Source organism: Achromobacter animicus (assembly GCF_902859585.1).
GTDB lineage: Bacteria > Pseudomonadota > Gammaproteobacteria > Burkholderiales > Burkholderiaceae_B > Achromobacter > Achromobacter animicus.
The window spans coordinates 238,727-260,780 of record NZ_CADIJM010000004.1; the positions used below are offsets into that span (position 1 = coordinate 238,727).

Sequence of the window (22,054 nt, forward strand, 5' to 3'; positions counted from 1 at the left end):
CGCATTACTTACCATACGCATCCCTGGGCTCTGCAAAACGCATCTCCCCAAACTTCTCGCACTGATACGGGTACTTTTCAGTACACCGCTTCAGCATGGTTCGCGCCAACTTGTTCGCAATGCTTGCTGCAATGTTCTGCGCTGCCTTGGAAGGACCTCGATTGGAAAATTCGCGCAGCGATATCGGGTATGTGTCTTCGGCAACGCCCCGATACCCCCCGGACTCTGCGTCGTACAGTCGAATGTTGACGCCAACGCTGGGCGGGTACTGTTGATATCCGGCAAATCCGTAGGGTTCCCCAACGGCCACAACATACTTTGCACCGATGGTCGCAGCGTCTTCTTTCAGTGTGCTCGGCCTGGCTGTTTTCGGGTCCGACTTGCGGGTCCTAATCGTCGCCACGATTCCCGCGGCATCCATTGCGCTTGGAAGCTCGTTGTTCAACACTGTGCATACCGCCTCGCCTGCATAAGCAGCTGGATAGGCTGTTCTCGCCCCGAGTATGCCGACCCCATCGATTTTTTTTTTGAAATCGCAGTCAGATGTATAAATCAACACTGGGCTGATTTCCTCTTCCGGCGCCGGATTCGAGGTTAGAGCTGCAGGAGGCGAACCCACGATGAATGAGCAACCAGAAAGAGCGAATAGAGCAACTACTGCAAAGGTCTTCGATGTACCAATCATTGCATTCCCATCATCCATAGTGCAAAGATCTAATTCCATCAAATCACCTGACTAAACGCACCACAAAATTTTCACTGTATTTCTATTAGATCGTTTCTGAAAAGCAGTTGATCACTGTCAGCCTTCAAGAGTATGAAAACTCAGACCAAAAAACGCCCTCGCACCTTCGGCAATCACTTAAACACAGTCTATTTCCGGCCATACTGGATTGGGCCTGGATTAACGAGCGTTAAGAACTGCGAGGCCATCCACGCACCCTTGGATGAATAAATCATACTATTTAGCCCTCACCGCTCACGCCCGAAAGGCTTTATCCCCACGGCCGCCGCTTTAGAGGCATACATTCCAACCGCACCGACCACCATTCCAACGAAAGCGAACAAATAAATGTCCGACCACAAGCCAATAGCACACATCGCTATTCCAAAAATAGAAAGCAACCCTCGAACAGGACGAGTAAGATTTCCATCCCTTATAAATTTCAATTTCACTTTCCACCCTTTGCCGTATTTATCAACACACCACTTTCTTTCACGAGTTTGCCAAGCTCAGTGAAGAGCGGACTAAAGATTGGATATCTGTCAGACGCGATGCTGGTTGACATATCAACTATCGAATCTCCTGCGGCCTTCCTCCAATTTGGCCGCACCAATTGCTCGAATATGCTACTGCCTCCGCCTATCGCGGTTGCCGCACCTGCGGCGATAGGATTACCAGCCATCGTGGACCACGCTGCGACATCACCAGAAATTGTAGATATGACGGCTGCGGCATCCGCCGCCTTATTGGCTTGATAAATATGACCTAGATGCGTCCTATTGGGAGCCATACCCGCCGCACATTCTGCAGTAGCGCAACTCCCATTCAAACTAGCGTCAACGGGCGTGTAACCAAAACTGAAAAATGGCTCGCGCATTGCTGGTGATGGCAGATAGTGGATGAGATTCGGAACCGAACTATTATTGGTAATCTCTAGAATGAGACTCTGAATCCCATAGTCCGGCTTGGTTGTATTCTGCACGTACACAGCCGATCCCGCTTCACTGAACCAACTCGATCCCGAGTCTGTCTGCACAACTCCTCCAATCTGAACATCGGGAATTCCTGGACTCTCAGTTCTGCCTCGTATAACGCTCATCTGGCGCATTTGGTCTTCTATATATTCCACGGAAATATCCCATCCCCTAGCTCGAACCTCCGCCGCGATTTTTTTCGCCAGTTCTCTTTCGTCCGGATGCAATTGCCGGTTATACATATTCGCGACAGCCGCCCCTCCAGCCCCTCCAATCCCGCCAACGGCCCCGCCGGCGGCACTAGCAATTACGTTCAATATTATCTTCGTGGCTTGGTCTCGCGCTTCCCCCGACAAGCCCGCAACTGCGAGTTCGACCTGGTCACGCACTACGTTCGTGGCTAAATCGCCTGCAACAGTGCCCGCAATTGCACCGGCGACGTTTCCTCCGCCTAACGCTGCTCCGATACCCGCAATCGCCGCGTGCAGTGCTATGGCACCGGGCTTGTCTTCGCCCCAGAGTTCCTCATCCTTGCGCCTCAGATCCTTCAGCACATCCCCCGCAATCTGCATCCCCAACTGGCCAAACGCCTGCTGGAACTCCAGTTGCTCGCGGACCTTGTCCTTGTCGAAGATCTGTCCGATGCTACCGTTCGCGCCCGCTGTGTCGCGGCTTAGGCCGGCCGCGCTATCGCGGCCAGTGTCCTTATCCGAACGCACTTCGACCAGGCCCGGGGCGACCGCGGCGTAGGTGGTGCCCGAATCGCTGCCGCTCGTTTGGGCAAAGCTCAAGCCCGACGGTCCAAAGCCGTTTGCGCCACCCTTGTTGGCAATGTCGAACGCCCCTGACATGCCCAAATTCACGCCGACGGTCGCGGACTTGTATGCGGCCTGGTTCTCCAAGTTGGTGAAGCCGAAGGTTTCCGTGGACAGCTTGTTCTTGGCTGCCTCCGCGTTGCTGGCGATTACCGCGCCGTCCAATTGCGTGTGCTTGCCGACGTAGATATCGAAGCCGCCGCTGCCCGCATACAGGCCTGACTGCTCGATTACGCTGTCGTAATTGGACTTGGTCTTGCCGATGCTGGCGCCGATGTATGCGCTGCCGGTCATTGAGCCGAAGCTGAAGCTGCTGCCCGCGTTGACCTGGCTTTGCTTGGCGTTGTAGCGGTCGGTGTCCTGCTGGCTCGCAATGGTCAGGTTGCGGCCGATGTCCGCGCGGATGCTGTCCGCGCGTGCCTGGGCGCCCATCAGCACCGTGTCTCCACCTGAGATCAGCGTCAGATTGTCGCGCGCGCTGATCTGGGACTCTTGATAGGTCGTGCCATTACCTTTGGCGTTGCCCTTGCCTGCGTAGCCGCTGGCAAAGATGTTGATGCCACCACCGCTGCCGCTATCGGACACGCCGATGCCGATGCCGACTTTCCACCCACTGTTCTTGTTGGTTGAGGTTTCGGTCGAGGTCTGCGCCTGGCTGAGAAGGTGCAGGTCGTTGGTCGCGGCCAGCAGGACGTTCTTGCCGGTGACATCGCTTCCAACGATCGACAGATTGCCGGAACCCGCGACATCCTTCTCGCCCAAGGCAACTATGGAGACATTGCCGCCGGCCATGATGGACGACCCAAACGCGGTGTCTTGCGTGCGTTTGGTCTCACTAACGGATTTACTGGAGCCCACGCTGATCTGGATCTGTGCGCTGGCAGCTTCCTTCTGTGCGGTCGTGGCCTTTTCGCCCTTCGCCGCGTCCATCATTCGGTTGGCCTGCACCGCCTGGTACGCGGCCTGCCCGACCTTGACCGCCGCGAGACGTCCGCTCTTCGCTTCTCCAGCCTGTTGAAGCGTTCCATGGATCTGTTGTGCTGCACCGATCACGCCGCCCGCCACGCCGATGGTGATCCCCGATTGCTTGAACTCGTGATACTCGTGCTGGCGAGCTTCACCTACGCCCGCAACAATGGCCACATTGCGGCCAGCAATCGAAATATCGCCGTCCTGCGCCAGCACGTTGCTGGCGAACACGCCGACGTCACGTCCCGCGTCGATGGTGACGTTTCCGCCAACGCTGCCTACCGTACTGGCGGAGAAACCGCCGCTCTCGCCCTTCATCCAATCAGTTCTGGCTTGCTTGCTGTATCCGATGTTGAAGCCGCCACCACCGCCAAGGCCCGATTTGGTGACCTTTTCGTATTGGTAGTCTTTGTATGACTCCGAGGCGGCCACGATTGTGACGTCCCGATTGGCCGCTAGCAGAACATCGTTATCTCCTACGACGTTGGAGCCTTGGACGGTCAGGTCCCGTCCCGCCATCAACGCAACTGTGTCGCCCATGAAGTTGGAACCCTGAGCGAGTTCAAAATCGCTGGCCGTCTTGGTATGCGTCGTCTTCGACGACATGAACCCTTTGGTCTTGTAATGGGTCTCGTCATACGCCGAGCCAGTCTGCACGCCCGCCGTCAGGTTGATATCCCGGCCGGCGCCGAGTGCAAGCTGTTCGCCTGCCGTGACATCCGCGGCGCGGGCATTGACGTCCTGCCCTGCAATCAGCGTAAGGTTTCCGTCCGCCGCGATGGAAGAACCGACTTCCGAGCTGGTGCTCAGGTCGTGGCGATTCTTCTTGTTGCGGACCAGCGATTCGCCGTGGCTTTCCTGCAGCGTGGCCAAGTTGATGTCGCGGCCTGCCTGCAGGCGCGCGTCTTCGGTCGCGGTGACCTGCGCCGCCGTCAGGTTGATATCGCGCCCTGCTTGCAGGCTGAGGTTGCCGGCGTCCACGCGGGCTACGCCCGAGACGTAGGAACCCGAGGTGGCGCCGTTGTTTTCGGACGCCGACGTGGACGTCAGCGCGATGTCGCGGCCGGCTGACAACGCAACGTTGTCGCCCTTGATGAGCGAGACCAGATTGATCAGGTCTTCGCGCGCGGCGAGGTCTACGATGGCGCCCTGGATCAGACCGCCAGTCTGGTTGACGATGTTGGCCGCGGTCATGACGGTGGCGTCGCGAGCCCCGATGGTGCCGCTGTTGGTGATGTCGCCGTCGGCGGCGAGTTTGACGTCGCGGCCGGCCATGAGGGTGCCGTCGCCCTGCAGGTCGCCTTCGCGCACCAGCAGGTAGACCTGCGGGACCAGCACGGTCTCGGTGGTGCCGTCGGGCAGCGTGACGGTCTGTTCGACGAGCCAGACGAGATCAGTGGTGAGTTGGCGTTGTTGCGCTTCGGTCAGTGTGGCGCCGAGTTTGATGCCGTTGTTCAGTGCGAACTGCGCGCCGTTGGTGAGCAGTTGCTTGTACTGGCTGTCGTTGTCGCCAAAGCCTTTCAGGAAGCGCTGGCCGGTAGTGGCCAGGATTTGGTCGGCGACGAGCTTTTGTTCGTAGAAGCCGTCGCCCAGGCGGCGCGGCTGTCCGGACGGTGTCAGGAATTTGGCGCCTGCGGGGATCAGGGCGTTTAGGCCGCCGGGGGTATTGCCCAAACCGGTATTGATGGCGCCGGATGCACCGGCGTTTCCGACGGGCGCGCCGGGTTGCTGGAGAAGACCAAACAGGTAATCGCTGGAGACGGACTCGCGGTTGCCGATGAAGCGCGGGTCGGTGGCCACGACGTACGGTGCGTCGGGCGTGCCGATGACGGCGAACAGTTGACTGTCGGGGATCGTGGCCGGGTTGGAAACGGTGCGCACGACGTTGCCGCTGGGCAGACCGAGGCTGGCGATCAGGACCGGGCCGGTTGCGGTGGCGCCGTTGGGGCCGGGCGCCGCGCCGCTGAGGGAGACCGACAAGTTTCCGCCGGAGGTCCCCACGGGCAGCTCGATGGATTCGGCGGTCAGGGTGCGGTTGTACGGCTCGGAGTATTCCTTGCGGTCGCTGTCTCGAGCCTGAGTGACAGTTGCCGTGCCGATGCGTGTGATCACACGCTGGCCGCTGGCACCGATATTGTCGATGGCAGGGCCGCTGACCGACAGCGTGCCGCCCGACGCGATCTGGCTCTTATCGTTGGTGACGGTACCAACAAGCGTCATCGCGCCGCCGGAGAGGATCTTGCCGGGATCGGAAGATACGGTGCGGGTCTCGGTGATGGTCTCTTCGACTTCGTAGTAGGTGAAGGTGCCGACCAAACGGCTATTGAAGTCTGCGTTGAACTCCCGGATGCGAGCGTCCAGCAGGTCATGCCTGCCCTCGTCTCGCGCAATAGCGGCGTCACGCTCCGGCGGAGACACCATCTCGCACAGGGCGCCTCGGCAGACCTCGATCATTGGAGGGATATGTCCCTCGGGTGGGGGCACGCCAAAAACAGACCAGATTCGATCGCCTGCCTCGTAACGTGTGGTCCCCACGCAGTCTTCGGAGGCGAACCCGCCCATGAGACATTCACGCAGATCGGCGGCACGCGCCGGCGCAATAGGCGCGTCCACTCCTGCTTTCCCCCGGTACGCGGGCGCATAGTCGAACGGAGGACCATATTGGGATGGCGGGTACTTTGTCGAAGGCAACAGGAACCTGCGTTCCGGATCGTCATCCAGCCACGCCGGCGCTTTTCCGCAAGCGGGCGTCACTTGATCGCAGAACCAGTTGGTTGCCATGTCGTACATGTCGGTCGAGCCCGCCGGCGTCACGTACAGTTTGGGAACCTGCTGAACCAGCACCTCTTCGCTCGCGTAGTTCGTATTGATGTTCTGCAGCGACACCGTGGAAATCACCGCGCTCCCCGCCGCCTCGATCGTCGCCCCCGCATTGACGAGCGACCCAGCCTGCCCGTCCGCCTTGCCCATCGCATCCAGCGCGCCGCCGATGCGCAGATCTGCGCCGGCGTAGATCAGGCCGTGCTCTTGGTTCACGAGCGACCCGACGCCAATATCCAGATCACCACGCGACGCAACCACCGCACCGCCGCCGGGGCCCGATCCATTGACCAGTTCTCCCGCGCGGATGGCGATGGTGTTGCCGTAGATGCGGCCGAAGTTGTCGACGCGGCCTGCGTTGATGTGGGTGGCGTCACCATCGATGAGGCCCGAGTTGGTCAGGCCGCTCGTGACGTCGATGGCGTTGTTGCGTCCGGCCAGCAGTTCGCCGCCGGCCTCGTTGTTGAGCGATTCGGCCGTGATGGACAGGTCGCGGCCGGCGCTGACGGTGGCGCTGTTGTCCATGTTGCCGCCCACCGACAGCGTCAGGTCGCGGCCCGCGGCGATGTCGCCGGTCTGGTTGAGCGAACCGGTGTAGGTGAACGCGAGATCCTGCGTGGATTGCAGCAGGCCCAGGCCTTGCAGCGCCTGGATCGTGACAGTGAGTCGTTCGCCCGCCAGCACCTTGCCCTGAGCGTTCTTCAGCACCGCCGCTTTGACCGTCGCATAGCGCCCGGCCGCGATTTCGCCGCCGGTGTTGTCGAGGTCTTCACTGTCGAGGGTCAGATCCTGGTTAGTGCTGATGGAGCCGGCCAGGTTGTTGATGCCGCCGGCCACGATGGTGGCCGTTTTGGCGAGCACGCCTTTAAGCGGCGACCCGGCTTCAGTCAGCGTGGCGCGGTTGTCCAGGCTGACTGCGCTCAGGGACAGGGTGTCGTCGGCCTGGATCAGGCCGCCTTGATTGATGACGGCGCCGGCCGCGACCAGCGTCAAGTCCAAGCCCGCCAGCGTGCCGCCGGCATTGCCGATGCGCGCGGCGTCGATGCGGGTGTCGCCCGCGGCGGCGATCAGGCCGTTGGTGTTGTCAAGTTCACCGCCCAGTTTCAGCGTGGCGTCGCCCGCGGACATCAGCTTGCCGCCTTGGTTGCGCAGGTTGACGGCGTCGATGTCGAGGCTGCCGCCGTGCAGCACTGCGTTGCGCGTGGTGATGTCTCCGGGCGAGGTAAGCGCGAGCGTGGCGATGTCTCCCGGCGATGTCAGCGCGAGCTTGCCGATGGACGACAGGTTGCCGTCGGACAGGTCCATGCCGCCTGCCGTCAGCGTCATGTTCTTGCCGGCCGCGCTGATGCCGGGGTGGGTGATGAAGGCTGCGGTGAGTTTGGCGCTGCCGGGCAGGCTGAGCGTGCCATCATCGCCGACGCCGGCGATTAAGCGGCCGCTGTTAGTCAGCGCGCCAAGCGACGTGGCGTTGACGTCGCCGCCCGCAAGCACGGAGCCGGTGTTGTTCAGACCGGTGTCTGACACCAGATTGGCGACGCCGACCGCGGAAATGACGCCTGCGTTGTGCAGCAGACCACCGGATTGCAAGTCGATATTGGCAGCGGATTGGATGCGGCCATCGGCCGTTGTGGTCAACGCACCCTTGGCGTCGACGGTGACATTGCCGGCCTGGGAGGCGGCGATGCCGCCGAGCGTGGCATCGGTGCCAGCGCGCAGCGTCATCCCTTGGCCGGCGGCAGCGGAACCGATTGCTTTCAGAGCGCCGCCTGCGGAGGCGGTCAATGCCGCGCCGGCCTGTTGGGTCGACGCGGCGCCCATCAGGAGGTCGCCGCGCAGCGTGATGAACGCCAGGTCGCCCTGCAATGCGGCGACGGTGCCGTTGATGGTCATGCCATCACCGGCAGTGAGCGTCTGTGCGATGCCGGCCAGCATGCTGCCGGCGGCAATCAACGTGCCTTGCGCGGTGGACGTGAGCGCGCCGGCGGCCTGCGTCAAGCCTGCTGCGCCGACGGCGACGTTGCGGCCGGTGAGCGTGAGGTTCGCGTCGCTGGCGGCCGTGCCGTCCACGCGTGCATCGCGCGCGGCGGCCAGCATCATGTCGCCGACCGACGCCAGTGCGCCGGCAGCGGCGAGGTCGCGTTGGGCTTGTGCGGTGAACGTGCCTGCGGCCTGCACCTGGCCGCCTTGCTCGACGGACACGTCGCGGCCGGTGAGCAGCAGGTTGCCCGTGCCCGCCTCGCCGAGTGCGGCGGCGGTGCCGCCAAAACGGGCATCACCGATGGCCGCGAGTGTCAGGCCGCCGCCCGCGACGATGGCGCCGTCGGACGCCAGGTCGCCGCCGGATGCCGCAGTCAGGTTCTGTGCGGCTTGCATGCGTCCGGTGGCGCCGACTCGCAATTGTCCGCCCGCGCCGGCCGTCAGGTCGCCCACAAGCGCCGCGACCGTGCCGTCAATGCCGACATTCCGCGCGGCTGAGAGGCTCGCGGGCGTGCCCGCTGTGACGAGGCCGGTCACGAAGAGATCGCGGCCCGCCTCGGCCCGCAGCACACCGCCTGGGCCCGCCGCCGATTGGGCAGTGCCGACGCCTGCCGCCGATTGCGCGGTACCTGCACCTGTCGCCGATTGCGCGCCTGCGCCCACCGCCGAGTGCGCGCTGCCGAAGCCTGTCGCCGATCGCGAGATGCCTGCACCTGCCGCCGATTGCGCGGTACCGGCCGTGCCTGCGACGCGCAGGTCCTGGCCCGCGCCCAGATGCAGATTCGCGCTGCCCTGCGCGAGTCCGTCCTGGCCCACCGTCAGATCACCGCCCGCGTCGGCGCGAAGCGTGCCGTTGGCGACCGTCATGCCGTTCAGTTGGGCGTCGATTCCAGCGGAGAGCCGGATGTCGGTTTCACCAGAGATGGTGCCGTTTGCGATCAGCTTGCCGCCAGCCTGACCAGTCAATTGCTGCGCGGACTGCAGGACGCTGTCCTTGCCGAGCATCATGTCGCCGCCGCTGACGGCTTTCAACGTGCCGGCGTCGGCCAGCACCGTGCCGTCCACGCGCAGAATGCCTTGTGTGTTGAGCTGCGCGGAATGCCCTGCGATCAATGCGCCCGCGAGCGACGCCTCGCCAGCCGCGATTGTGGCCGAGCCGTCCGCTTGAATGCGCGATGCGGACGAGGCCGTCAGGGTCTTGCCCGCCTGCAGCCGCAGATTGCCGGTGGCAAGCGTTGCGCCGTCGAGCTGGACGTTGCGCGCGCCCTGCAGCGACAGGTCTTTCAGGGAGGTGACTTCGCCCGCGCTTTGCAGATCGCCGCCGGCGTTTAGGGCAACGTTACCGGCCGCCGCCACCTGGGCTTTCGAACCGATGGAGACGTCGCCTCCTGCCGAGATATTCATGTTGCCGGACGCGGCCGAGACCGTGCCGTCGACCGCCAATGTTTCGCCTGCCGTGAGCGTGGTGTCGCCGTTGGCGCGAAGCGTGCCGGCCTGCGCCAGAGCCCCGCCTGCCTTCACCACCACCGCGCCTTCGGCGTCCCACTGCGTGGGCGCGTCGATGCGCAGGTTGCGCGTGGCGTCGAGGGCGACGCTGCCGGTGGACGATCCCTTGCCCGTCATGCTCGCGTCGCGCCCCGCCATCAGCGTGATGTCGCCGCGCGCGCCAACCAGGCCGCCAAGACTGAGATCCGCGCCGGCTCGGATCTGGGCGGGTCCGCCCGATTGCAGTTGCGCGGTCGCACCTGCGGTCAGATCACCGGCAGCCCGCGCATGCAGTGCGCCGACTGCGGTGAGCTGTCCGGGCAGCACGACGTCACGTCCGGCCTTCAATGCAATGGCGCCTTTGGCCGTGACCAGACCGCTGGCGTCCGTGCCGGCCTGCGCCGCGCCGCTGGCGGCGTTAGAAGTGCCGCCTTCCGCACCCGCGCTGTTGCCAGCGCCGGCATTGGAACCGTCCGAATTCGAACCGCCTGAATTCGAACCGCCCGAATTCGAGCCACCGCCAATCGAACCGCCCGAACCAGCGCCGCCCGAATTGCCCACGCCTTCCGAACCAGACTCACCCGCAGGCGGCGTATCCCCCCCGATCCGCAGATCGCGCCCGGATTCAACCCGGACATCCTCCCCACCGATCACCAGCGACCCGCCCAGCGCCAAATCCTGCCCCGCCGCGACACGCAGCGCACCTTGAGTCTGCAACGCCCCTTGCGCGGCCACCTTCACATCGCCCGCCGCATTCACATCAACCGAGCCGCCCGCGCCCACCACGCCGGTGATCCCAACATCACGCCCACCCACCAGCGCCACGTTGCCCGCGGCCTGCACCGCGCCGTCGACCGCCACATCGCGCCCCGACGCCAGCCGCAGATCACGTCCCGCCTGCATGGCGGCGCTGGGTGCAATGCGGACGTCGCCGGATGCGCTGACCTCCAGGTCGCCGGTCAGCGCGATCAGGTCGCCGCCCACGTTCACGCCGACGCCGGCTTCGGTGCCGATCAACCGGATGCTGTTGGCGTACATGCCGCCGAGCGCCGCGGTGTCCAGCGCCACGACGGGCGCCGGGCCTTCGCCCGCGCGGGCCGTCGCGTTACCCGTCGCATAATCCACGCGCGCCGCGCCCGCCGTGGCGTTGAGCCGGTCGGCCCACACGCCGGCGTTGATCTCCAGCGTGCGGGCGATGAGGTCGACCTGGCTGGCGGCGGTGCCGTTCAGCCCCTCGCCTTCGACGCGCAGCTTGCCACCGGCAACGTCCAGCGCGATGTTGCCGTCAGGGCCGACGTGCGGGCGGCCCGTGGTCAGCGTGGCGCGGTCCGCGTTCAGGAAGCCGCAGCCGTCGCAGGTGATGCCTGCCGGGTTGGCGACGATGACGTTGGCGCGGTTGCCGGCGACTTCCAGCGTGCCCATCAGTTGCGACGGGTTGGGCGCGGTGACCTGGTTCAGGATGGTGGTGGCGCGCTTGTTGCCCAGCATGACGTTGCCGGCCACCTGGCCGGCCAATTGCGTCTGGCTGGCGCCGCCACTGTTGTTCAGCACCACGCCCGACGGTCCCACGTTGAATTGCGTGTAGCGGTTGTTGGAGACCCCGCCGGCGGACGGCGGCGCGATGTTCACAACGGGCACGCCGTTGCTGACGCCAACGATCGGCTTCTGCCCGGGCACGCGCTTGTCCACCGAAATCGGCAGCGTCTGCGCAAGCACGGGCATCCAGACTTGCGTGAAGACGATGGACCAGACGATCAACGAACGAAGCTTGGACATCATGCGTACCTGACGGGGAACAGCGGATTCAGAACTCGAGCATCAAGACCATCGCGATGACGGTCGATGCGGTGTCGAGAGATTCGGGTTTCTTGAGCGGCCAGCCCGCGGATAGGTCGTAGCTGGCGTTGACGGTCGGGATGGAGAACTGTCCGCGCAGACCGGCGACGGCGCCGACCAGCGTTCGGCCCGACAGATAGGCGGCGGAGGGGCCGCCCACTCGGCCGACGTCGATGCCGGCATAGAGCTGCTGTCCGGGTAACCCAGTGAGCGCGTCAAGGTTGAACGACAGGTCGTTGCGCAGCGTCCAGCCGTCTTCGGCAGCGAGCGTCATCTGGCCGTCAAAGCCGCGCACGGCGTAACGGTTGCCGATCGTGAAATAGTCGGCGGGCACGACGGCTGTTTTGGCGTGCTGGATCTGCCAGTTGGCCTGATAGGCCAGGGATTGCTCGGCGATCTGGAACGGCAGATGCAGCCCTGCGTTGGCGGTGAGGATGGTGCTGCGCCCATTCCAGTCAGGATCGCCGTAGACGTAGCCGGGTGCGTCGGAGAACTGCGGCAACGTGCCGCGCACGCCGCCGCCGATGTCGAGCACCGCGCGGCCGACGTAATGGCGATGCCCGTAGGCGATCTCGTAGCCGGTGACGTCGCGGCGCTGGACGTCGATGGCTACGTCATTCAGGGTGCTATCCGTGCGCTTGCGCAGCATGGTGAGCGACAGATTGCCCTTGTAGGCGGTGCCGCGGTACGGCACGACCGACACGCCCGCCTGGATCTGCTTGGTGGTGCCGCCATAGACGATGGGTTCTTCAAAGCCGGCCACCGTCTGGCGATAGGTGGATTTGCTGGCGCCCGCGAAGACGGTCCAGTAGCCAAACGGCAGGCTGTAGTTGACGGAGGCCGCGCGTGTGTTGGAGTCGGCGTCGCGCCAGTGCGCATTGCTGTTCCACGAGACCGACAGCTGGTCGTATAGGAACAGCGGGGAATCCAGCGTCAGGCCGGCATTGATCTGGTATTTGCCGACGGTGTCCATGCCGCCGTTGTCGCCGCCCAGATAGCCATGCCAGCGCTTGCCCGTGCCGGGCTTGATGACGATGTCGGAGTCGCCCGCGTCGGGGCCTGGCGCGATGTCGATGGCGGCGTCGGTCTGGCTGCCAAGACGGCGGATGTTCTCGAGCGCCTGGTCCAGGTCTCGCTGGTTCAGTTCGCCGCCCGGGCCCGTGGGCAGCGCCGTGCGCCACCAGCCGATGGCGCCCAGGCTTTGCACAGCGGAGATGCGGCCCGGCAGATACCGCAGCGTCAACGAGCCGGCCGCCAGCGATTGTTCGGGCACGACGACCCGCGCGGTGATCAGGCCGTCATCGAGCAGCAAGCCGATCAGGTGTTCCTGCAGCGCGCGCAGCCCGCGGCCGCCGACGCATTCGCCAAGCACAGCCACCATGGCGCTGGTCAGGCGTGCCGGCGGTTCAGCGCCCTCCCAGATGACTTCCCGCACGGCAAAGCACGGGCTTTCCTCCGGTAGCGCCAACTCGCGCGCGACGTCCACGGACGGCGCCGACAGGATGTCGGGCCGCTCCGCCGCGAGGGCGCGGTGCGCGTCGATCTCCTGTTCCTGCCGGCGCTGGATTTCCGTTGCCGGCTGAGCGGTTTGCGATGCCGGCTGGCCCAGGACGGGGCCGGCGCTTGCAGCCGCGAACACTGCCGCCCAGATCCCCTTTGCCAGCCAGCACTGCCGTGATCGTCTGCCGGGCCAAGTGTGGACAGCCGCCAGGCGGCGTTGGTGTACGCACCGCCGCGTCGGAACGGCCGCGTCCGAGCGTTGACCAGCATGGTTTTCGGGCATTTTTTGCTTAGGTGGGATAGGCGATGTGGGGAGTGCGCAGGCCTCAGGACCGTGTCTCTGTTGACATTCGTCCGAACAGCCTTCGCGAGGAACGCATTTGTAAATCGCCGCCCTGGCACCCCGGAATCAGAGAAATCCGAAAGCTCAGACCGGGTTAACCCGAATGCACCCATATCGACAAATCGTCAATAATTCACCAACGTTCTGTCGCCGATCCGTCCCCTTGCCTGACTCACCCATGCCTGTATCCGTCCGGGACGCCATCGTTTCGTCTTCCCACCTCGCGTCGTCCGCTCCTGAGCTGTCCGAGGTCGAATTCGGCCTGATCATCGCGTCGCATGCGTTCAATCGCTGGATGGTGCGTTGCATGGCCTGTGCGGGACTGCCCGAACTCACGTCGCTGGACATCCTGGTGCTCAACCACGTGTTCCATCGGGGCCGGGGAAAGAAACTGGCGGACATCTGCTTCACCCTGAATGTCGAAGACACCCATCTGGTGAACTATTCGCTCAAGAAGCTGGAGCGTCTGGGCGTCGTTCAAAGCGCCAAGACCGGCAAGGAAGTGATCTACACCACGACCGACGCCGGCGCAGCCGCGATCCAGCGCTACGCCGAAGTGCGCGAGCAGTGCCTCGTCAAGCCATTCATCGACTCCCCCGCCGCAGACGACGCCAGCCATCAGTTGGCCAACACCCTGCGCGCCCTCTCGGGCCTGTACGACCAGGCTGCCCGCGCCGCCACCTCGCTGTGAGAATCCACGTTGTCTAGCACCACCGCCTCTTCTTCCGCTCCGCTGCTGTCCGTGCGCGGCGTCTCGGTCGACTTCAATACCGACACCGGCGGCTTTCGCGCCGTCGACAACCTGGATTTCGACGTGCGGCCCGGCCGCACGCTGGCGATCGTGGGCGAGTCCGGTTCGGGCAAGTCCGTCACGTCGATGGCGATCATGCGCCTGACCGACTACAACGGCGGACGCATTTCCACCGGCCAGATCCTGTTCCGTGACGGCGACGATCGCGAGGTCGATCTGACCCAGGCCAGCGACGAACAGATGCGGGCGATTCGCGGCAACGACATCGCGATGATCTTCCAGGAGCCGATGACGTCGCTGAACCCGGTGTTCACGATCGGCGACCAGATCGTCGAAGCCATCATGCTGCACCAGCAGCTGTCACGCTCCGCGGCGCGCCAGTCCGCACGCAAGTTGCTGGAAAAGGTGCGCCTGCCCGACGCCGAACAACTGCTGGACCGTTATCCGCACCAGTTGTCCGGCGGCATGCGCCAGCGCGTGATGATTGCGATGGCGCTGTCGTGCCAGCCGCGTCTGTTGATCGCCGACGAGCCGACGACGGCGCTGGACGTCACCATCCAGGCGCAGATCCTGAACACCATCCGCGAGTTGCAACGCGACCTGGGCACGGCCGTCATCTTCATCACCCACGACATGGGCGTGGTGGCCGAGATGGCGGACGATGTGGTCGTGATGCTGCGCGGCAAGAAGGTCGAGCAAGGCACCGTTCAAGACATCTTCAACGCGCCCAAGCATCCGTACACGCGCGCGCTGCTGGCGGCTGTGCCGCGTCTGGGCAGCCTGACTGGCCGCGACCTGCCGCTGCGCACGCCGCAAACCGTGCTGGAAGGCGACACGCTGCGCGAGGTGGGCGAGACCCGCGAGCAGGACACCGCTTCCTACGATGAACCCGTGCTGCGCGTGGACAAGCTGACCACGCGTTTTGACGTGGGCCACAACCTGTTCGGCCGCGTGACGCACCGCGTGCATGCGGTGGAGCAGGTCAGCTTTGACGTCTATCCCGGCGAGACCCTGGCGCTGGTGGGCGAATCCGGCAGCGGCAAGTCCACCATCGGCAAGACCTTGCAGCAGCTGGTGGCGCCGACGTCCGGCGCCGTGCGCTACAACGGGCAGGATATTTTCTCGATGGACAGTGCCGGCCGGCAGCGCCTGCGCCAGGAAATCCAGTACATCTTCCAGGATCCGTATGCGTCGCTGGATCCGCGCAAGACCGTGGCCTTCAGCATCGCCGAACCGATTCGCACGCACGGCCTGCTGACCGGTGAAGACGCCATCGCCCGCCGCGTGGGCGAACTGCTGGAACAGGTGGGACTGAAGCCCGAACACGCCACGCGCTATCCCCATGAATTCTCGGGCGGCCAGCGCCAGCGGGTGTGCATCGCGCGCGCGCTGGCCAGCAATCCCAAATTGATCATCGCGGACGAATCGGTGTCGGCGCTGGACGTGTCGATCCAGGCGCAGATCCTGAACCTGTTGATGGATCTGCAAAAGGATCGCGGGCTGTCGTATCTGTTCATCACGCACGACATGGCGGTGGTGGAAAAGGTCAGCCACCGGGTCGCGGTGCTGTACCTGGGCCAGATCGTCGAGCTGGGCACGCGCCGCCAGATCTTTGAATCGCCGCAACATGCCTACACGCGCAAGCTGCTGGCTGCGGTCCCGGTGGCCGAGCCCGGCCGCCACATCGACACGTCCCTGATCGAAGGCGAGATCCCCAGCCCGGTGCGCCGGGTTGGCGATGAGCCTGCCATCGTTCCCCTCTTCGAGTTCGCGCCCGGCCATCAGGTCGCCCGCGCCGCCTGAACCTCTTTCATCCGTCGGTCCGACCCGATTTCCCGTCCCTGGAGGCGACCATGCAATTCCTTCGCACCACCCTCTCCGCCACCGCGCTGACCCTGGCCCTCGCCGCCGCGCTGCCCGTTTCGACGGCGCAGGCCGCCGGCACGCTGAACGTGGCCATCAACCAGGATCCGGGCAGCTGGGATCCGATCGACACCTTCGTGACGTTCTGGGGATCGGTCGGCAGCAATCTGTACGACGGTCTGACCATGCGCGGCGCCGACCTGAAGCTGCAGCCGGGCCTTGCCACCAGCTGGGAATACCTGGACGACAACAAGCGTCTGCGCTTCAAGCTGCGTGAAGGCGTCAAGTTCCACAACGGCGAGCCCTTCAACGCCGAAGCCGTCAAGTTCACCTTCGAGCGCCTGCTGGGCGCGGAAGGCGCCAAGGGCCCGCAGAAGTCAAACTACGACTCGATCGGCGAGGTCAAGGTGGTGGACGAGTACACGGTCGACTTCATCCTGAAGCAGCCGGATCCGGTGCTGCTGACCAAGCTGGCAGGCTACGGCGCGATGATCGTGCCGCCCAAGTACATCACTGAGAAGGGCGAGGACAACTTCAACACGCATCCGGTCGGCACGGGCCCGTTCAAGTTCGACAGCTACCAGCCCAAGGTCAACGTGACGCTGGCGCGTAACGATGACTACTGGGGCGGCAAGCCGAAGCTGGACAAGGTCGTGTACCGCTTCATCGGCGAACCCGGCACGCAGGTCGCCGAGCTGCAGGCCGGCCGCATCGACATCGCCACGCTGATCCCGCTGGGCCTGATCGAAACGGTGAAGAAGTCGGGCAATGCCGACGTGATTTCCACCGGCGGTCCGGTGGCCTTCGCGCTGCGCTACAACACCAAGAACGGCATCACGCAGCACCGCGACGTGCGCCGTGCGCTGATCATGGCGGTCGATCGCGACGCCATCGTCAAGCAGCTGCTGCTGGGCCAGGCCAAGACGATCGCCAGCTTCCAGGGCCCGCAGTCGTTTGGCTTCAACCCCGAGCAAAAGCCCCTGCCCTTCAATCCCGCCGAAGCCAAGAAGCTGCTGGCCGCCGCCGGCGTGAAGCCGGGCGCCACGGTGCAGATCGACGTGCGCGGCAGCGATTCGAACTTCCGCGAAGTCGCGCAGGCCGTGTCGGGCTACCTGCAGGGCGTGGGCGTGCGCGCCACCATCAAGCCGTATGAAACCGGTGTGCTGCTCAACGACATCATCCCCGGCGGCAAGACCGGCGAAATGTGGCAGAACCAATGGGGCGGCTGGACGTACGACTACGACAACACCGCGTACCTGATGTACCACTCGGGCCAGAAGTGGAATCCGTACGACAACGACCCCAAGCTGAACGCCATGCTGGAAGCGCAGCGCACGGTCTATGACGTGAAGAAGCGCGAAGGCATGCTGCAGGAGATCGCCGCCTACGTGGCCGATCAGGCGCTGGAATTGCCGCTGTACAGCCTGAACACGATCGTGGGCGTGAACAAGCGCGTGAAGAACCTGGAAGTCCCCGGCGACATCCGCTTCCGTTTCGTCGAAACCGCCATTGAGTAAGTCCCCGAATAGTAAGTCCCCCCCGAGCGCTTCGCGCTTCCCCCAGGGGCATGCCTGCGGACCGGCGGAGCCCGGATCCGCGGCATCCCGCTGGGATGTGCTCCGTTGAGGCATCGGTGCGAATCGATGCCGCGTTAACACCCTTTTCCCGCACCGGTGCAAGCCGGGGCGGCGCCTTATGACCGGATTTCTCGTCAAACGCGTGTTGCAGGCCGTCTTCGTGATCGTGGCTGTGACGCTGCTTGTTTCTTATGCCGTGCGCCTGACCGGCGACCCTGCTCTGATGCTGAGCCAGGGGTCGGGCAGCGTGACCGAACAGGACCTGGCCAACATCCGGCAGGCGCTCGGGTTGAACCGGCCGTTCCACGAACAATATCTGTCGTATATGCAGGGGCTGCTGCATGGCGATTTCGGGCGCAGCTTCATGGGCGGCACGCCGGTCGCCAAGCTGATCGGCGATGCGCTGCCCGCGACGCTGATGCTGGCGTTCACGTCGCTCCTCGTGTCCATCCTGATTTCGCTGCCGCTGGGCATCCAGGCGGCGATCAAGCGCGGCAAGGCGACCGACCAGGCCATCCGCATCTTGTCGCTGGTGGGCCTGTCCTTCCCCAATTTCTGGCTGGCGCTGATGCTGGTGCTGCTGCTGTCGATCACTTTCCCGCTGCTGCCGCCGTCCGGCTGGAGCGGGCCGGCCAGCCTGGTGCTGCCGTCGCTGACCATGGCGATCATTCTCAGCGCCACCAATATCCGGCTGGTGCGCACGACGATGCTGGAAACGCTGTCGGCGCAATACATCATGGTGGCGCGCAGCAAGGGCCTGAAAGAGCGCATCGTGCTGTACAAGCATGCGCTGCGCAATTGCGCCATTCCGCTGATCACGTATCTGGGCCTGCAATTCGGTGGCCTGATCGGCGGCATCGTGGTGATCGAGATGGTCTTCAACTGGCCCGGGCTGGGCACGCTGGCCTTCGACGCCATTTCCGGCCGCGACTATCCCGTTCTGCAAGGCACGGTCACCGTGCTGGCCACCGTTATCGTCCTGGTCAACCTGATCGTCGACATCGCCTACGGCATTGTCGATCCCCGTATTCGCACGCGCTGAGCATCATGCAGACAACCACTTCCCCCGCCGCCCCCAAGGCCATGAAGCCGCGCAGCCGCTACCGCTCGCTCGAATTCGTGCTGGGCGCGCTTCTGACCGGCGTCATGGTCCTGCTGGTGCTGGCATCCGGCTGGCTGTTTCCGGACGGCGGCGAATCGATGGACCTGGCCGCCCGCCTGATGGCCCCGTTCTCGTCGGCCGCCCATCCCTTCGGCACCGATCCGCTGGGCCGCGATGTACTGGCCCGCGTGATCGTCGGCGGCAAGATTTCGCTGCTGGTGGGCTTTGCCTCGGTGCTGGGCGGCGCGCTGCTGGGCATCGTGATGGGTCTCATCGCCGGGTACTACCGCGGCTTCTGGGACATGATCGTGATGCGCTTTGCCGACGTGCAGCTGGCGCTGCCCTTCATCCTGGTGGCGATCACGTTCATCGCCATCCTGGGCGGCGGGCTGTTCAACGTCATCTTCTTCATGATCGTGTCGCAATGGGTGCAGTACGCTCGCCTGGTGCGGGCGCAGGTGCTGGCGTTGCGCGAGCGCGAGTTCGTGCTGGCCGCGCGCGCCTTCGGGGTGCGCGACCTGGCGATGATCCGCCACCACATCGTGCCCAACCTGCTGGGTCCGCTGGTGATCCTGATGACGCTGAACGTGGCCAACAACATCCTGCTGGAAAGCAGCCTGACCTTCCTGGGCCTGGGCGTGGATCCCATGATCCCGAGCTGGGGCGGTATGCTTGCCGACGGCCGCACGTACATGCAGACGGCCTGGTGGGTCAGCGTGTTTCCCGGGCTGGCCATCATGCTGACGGTGCTGGGCCTGAACCTGCTGGGCGACTGGCTGCGCGACCGCCTGGACCCGACCGGCAAGGTCTGAAGAATCGATCCGCGCCACGGGCCGGAAGGAATGTTGAGTATGTCGTTGCTGGACAAGAGTTTCGATCGCACGCTGGACGCCTGGACACACGCCTACATGGCGCCGGCATGGCGTGGCGCGGTCGTGGAAGGCTGGGTGTTCGAAGGCGTGGACGCCCGGCGCGCCGCGCAGGCCAAGCTTGAGCAGGCGGGCGTGACGGCGCGCTTTCGCAGCGCCTACAAGCCGCTCGTGCACTATTTCCTTGAAGAGGTGGAGCGCGAGGGCCTGGTCTCGGCCGAGATCCGCTATCCGCTGCACGAACACGCGCAGGCCAAGCGCTTCACGCTGGAGGCCTATCCGCTTGTGGCGTTGCTGAAAGACGTGCGCGTGACGATGCTGCCCGGCGCCGACGACCTCCACTACGACGTGCGCCTGTCCTATGCCGATGGCCGCACGCTCGACACCCGCGTGTTTGCGCCGAACCAGCTTGGGCATGCGCCGGACGGCACGCCGGAGCTGTCGCCTACCGGCTGGCTGCGCGTGCAGGACGCCAGCGGCGCCGTGCAGACCGATGCCGCGCAGGCCACCGAGTACCAGTTGCTCTTTCGCAGCATCCTGGACACGGTTCGCAACCACACGTGGGGTGCGCACGAGCCGTATTTCGACCGGCTGGAAATCCGCGTGGATCTGCCCGGCATCGACTTCGCGCTGCCGGTGGACGAGGAAATCGTCAGCACGTTCGAAGCGCTGCACGAGGACATCTACTTCTCGCTGCTGGAGCACTTCCAGCAGCATTCCGGCCGCCCCTCCGGCGACCGCGGCTTGCAACCCGGCCAGATCATTCCCGACATCCGCCGCCACGACGGCGCGCCGCGCGTGCAGATCTCGGTGGAGCCCTTCGCCCCGGTCGCTCCTGTGACGCCGGCCGCGCTTCCCGGTCCGCTGGCGCAAGCCCGAGAGCCGTTGTCGGCCGCGCAGATCGCCGGCTGCATGGCGGCCTTTGGCGGCGACACCTTCCAAGCCGTGTCACGCCAAGGCCGACCCGTGTTGGGCACCTATGTGCGCGGGTCTGGCCCGGCCGTCTTCATTTCCGGCGCGCAGCATGCCAACGAAACCTCTGGTGTCGTGGGCGCCTTGCGTGCGGCCGAGGCGTTGGCCGCACGCGGCGACGCGCATTTCGCATTGATCGCCTCCGAGAACCCGGACGGCTATGCGCTCTTTAACCGGCTGCGCGAGCACCACCCGCGCCACATGCTGCACGCTTCGCGCTACAGCGCGCTGGGCGACGACATCGCCTACCGCGAACGCGCGCCGTTTTTCGAACGGGACGGCCGTCACCAGGCGCATGCGATCAGCGGCGCGCAGTTGCATATCAACCTGCATGGCTATCCCGCGCACGAATGGACGCGTCCGCTGTCGGGTTACCTGCCGCGCCACTTCGAGCTGTGGACCATTCCCAAGGGATTCTTCCTGGTCCTGCGCCATCATCCGGGATGGGCCGACCGCGCTCAACGGTTGATCGAAGGCGTCACCGCGCGGCTGGCGCGCAACGTGCCGGGACTGGTGGAGTTCAACGCGCGGCAGTTGGAACTCTTTCATGCCCATGCGCTCGAAAAGGGTTTTGACGTGCTTAACGGCATCCCCGTGCAGGTCACGGAGACCGACCGCGAGGAACTACCCATGGCGCTGATTTCGGAGTTTCCGGATGAAACGGTCTACGGAGACCGATTCGTTTTCGCGCATACTGTGCAGATGGAAACCGTCCTGGCAGCCACGGACCTGTATCGCGCCGGGCTTTAGCGGCTTACCGGTGTCTGACACCCAAGCAACAAGAAAATGAAAATCCGAGAACGCAACCACGGCGACGATCTGGCCCTGGTGGACATCTGGCTCCGTTCGGTGCGCGCCACCCACACTTTTCTGACTGAAAAGGAAATCCAGGCCATGTACCCGCAGGTGCTGAACACGTACCTGCCGTCCGTCAGGGTCTGGGTCTGTGAGGACGATGCCGGCGAAGTGGCCGGCTTCATGGGTCTGACCGGCAACAAGGTCGAGATGCTGTTCGTGGATGCCAACAAGCGAGGCAAAGGCGCTGGCCGCCGCCTGCTGAATTTTGCGCGATCGCTGCACGGCACGCTGCTGGTGGACGTGAACGAGCAGAATCCGCAGGCGCATGGCTTCTACAAGCACTACGGATTTCAGGACGTGGGCCGCTCGGCCTACGACGACTCGGGCCGTCCCTTTCCCATCATCCACATGAAGCTTGCCGGCTGAAGCATCCGCTTCAGTTGCCGTGCGCCTCGTGCCGCGCGCGCCACGCCTTCAGCGCTTCGCGGTAGCGGTCCATCGCTTCGTCGTAAAGGTCATAGACGCAGGGAATGCACCCGCTGTTGCAGCATTCGTCAGGCGCGGGACGCTCGGGCGGAACAGGCGGCGGGTCGTCGTTGGATGTTGCGGCGGGGCTCGACTTGCCGCCAGTCGGTTTCTTCGTGCTCATCGCGTCATGTTAGCGCCGCGCACCCAGCTC

At 64.4% G+C, this 22,054-nt stretch carries 11 protein-coding genes; 7 read left to right on the plus strand and 4 right to left on the minus strand.

Features of this window, described 5'->3' with window-relative positions; genetic code table 11:
- Nucleotides 1-4 precede the first annotated feature (4 nt).
- The 3 genes from HV681_RS13520 to HV681_RS13530 all read right to left on the minus strand — a co-directional run bounded on the left by HV681_RS13520 (nt 5) and on the right by HV681_RS13530 (nt 13,239).
- Complete coding sequence (locus tag HV681_RS13520; RefSeq protein ID WP_175123551.1) at nt 5-724, minus strand: hypothetical protein; 720 nt, start codon at nt 722-724, stop codon at nt 5-7.
- Nucleotides 725-1,172: 448 nt separating this feature from the next.
- Entirely contained in the window at nt 1,173-11,543 is a 10,371-nt protein-coding gene (locus HV681_RS13525) for a hemagglutinin repeat-containing protein (protein WP_175123552.1), read from the minus strand.
- Nucleotides 11,544-11,568: 25 nt separating this feature from the next.
- A complete protein-coding gene (locus HV681_RS13530) occupies nt 11,569-13,239 on the minus strand; it encodes a ShlB/FhaC/HecB family hemolysin secretion/activation protein (protein ID WP_254594957.1) in 1,671 nt (556 codons plus the stop codon).
- A gap of 382 nt (nt 13,240-13,621) precedes the next feature.
- On the opposite strand from HV681_RS13530, the gene HV681_RS13535 reads away from it, so the two are divergent.
- The 7 genes from HV681_RS13535 to HV681_RS13565 all read left to right on the plus strand — a co-directional run bounded on the left by HV681_RS13535 (nt 13,622) and on the right by HV681_RS13565 (nt 21,801).
- Complete coding sequence (locus HV681_RS13535) at nt 13,622-14,134, plus strand: winged helix DNA-binding protein (RefSeq protein ID WP_054415947.1); 513 nt, start codon at nt 13,622-13,624, stop codon at nt 14,132-14,134.
- Nucleotides 14,135-14,143: 9 nt separating this feature from the next.
- Nucleotides 14,144-15,997 carry an ABC transporter ATP-binding protein gene (locus HV681_RS13540; protein ID WP_341767684.1) on the plus strand — a complete coding sequence of 618 codons (1,854 nt, stop codon included), beginning with the start codon at nt 14,144-14,146 and terminating at the stop codon, nt 15,995-15,997.
- A gap of 50 nt (nt 15,998-16,047) precedes the next feature.
- Nucleotides 16,048-17,574, plus strand: a complete 1,527-nt coding sequence (locus tag HV681_RS13545) for an ABC transporter substrate-binding protein (protein WP_175123554.1) — start codon at nt 16,048-16,050, stop codon at nt 17,572-17,574.
- Between the two features lie 178 nt (nt 17,575-17,752).
- Nucleotides 17,753-18,676, plus strand: a complete 924-nt coding sequence (locus HV681_RS13550; RefSeq protein ID WP_175123555.1) for an ABC transporter permease — start codon at nt 17,753-17,755, stop codon at nt 18,674-18,676.
- Between the two features lie 5 nt (nt 18,677-18,681).
- A complete protein-coding gene (locus tag HV681_RS13555; protein ID WP_175123556.1) occupies nt 18,682-19,548 on the plus strand; it encodes an ABC transporter permease in 867 nt (288 codons plus the stop codon).
- 39 nt (nt 19,549-19,587) lie between these two features.
- Nucleotides 19,588-21,327 carry a M14 family metallopeptidase gene (locus HV681_RS13560; RefSeq protein ID WP_175123557.1) on the plus strand — a complete coding sequence of 580 codons (1,740 nt, stop codon included), beginning with the start codon at nt 19,588-19,590 and terminating at the stop codon, nt 21,325-21,327.
- 36 nt (nt 21,328-21,363) lie between these two features.
- Nucleotides 21,364-21,801 (plus strand): acetyltransferase, encoded by a 438-nt coding sequence (locus HV681_RS13565; protein WP_175123558.1) that lies wholly within the window; start codon nt 21,364-21,366, stop codon nt 21,799-21,801.
- A 10-nt stretch (nt 21,802-21,811) separates the two neighbouring features.
- On the opposite strand, the gene HV681_RS13570 is transcribed toward HV681_RS13565, so the two are convergent.
- Nucleotides 21,812-22,024, minus strand: coding sequence for an oxidoreductase-like domain-containing protein (locus tag HV681_RS13570; RefSeq protein ID WP_175123559.1), 213 nt, complete (start codon nt 22,022-22,024; stop codon nt 21,812-21,814).
- Nucleotides 22,025-22,054: the final 30 nt, after the last annotated feature.

Excerpts from the sequence above, each read along its gene's own strand:
- HV681_RS13520 (WP_175123551.1), bottom strand. The coding sequence starts at position 724 with ATGGAATTAGATCTTTGCACTATGGATGATGGGAATGCAATGATTGGT.
- HV681_RS13525 (WP_175123552.1), bottom strand. The coding sequence starts at position 11,543 with ATGATGTCCAAGCTTCGTTCGTTGATCGTCTGGTCCATCGTCTTCACG.
- HV681_RS13535 (WP_054415947.1), top strand. The coding sequence starts at position 13,622 with ATGCCTGTATCCGTCCGGGACGCCATCGTTTCGTCTTCCCACCTCGCG.
- HV681_RS13545 (WP_175123554.1), top strand. The coding sequence starts at position 16,048 with ATGCAATTCCTTCGCACCACCCTCTCCGCCACCGCGCTGACCCTGGCC.
- HV681_RS13550 (WP_175123555.1), top strand. The coding sequence starts at position 17,753 with ATGACCGGATTTCTCGTCAAACGCGTGTTGCAGGCCGTCTTCGTGATC.
- HV681_RS13555 (WP_175123556.1), top strand. The coding sequence starts at position 18,682 with ATGCAGACAACCACTTCCCCCGCCGCCCCCAAGGCCATGAAGCCGCGC.
- HV681_RS13560 (WP_175123557.1), top strand. The coding sequence starts at position 19,588 with ATGTCGTTGCTGGACAAGAGTTTCGATCGCACGCTGGACGCCTGGACA.
- HV681_RS13565 (WP_175123558.1), top strand. The coding sequence starts at position 21,364 with ATGAAAATCCGAGAACGCAACCACGGCGACGATCTGGCCCTGGTGGAC.
- HV681_RS13570 (WP_175123559.1), bottom strand. The coding sequence starts at position 22,024 with ATGAGCACGAAGAAACCGACTGGCGGCAAGTCGAGCCCCGCCGCAACA.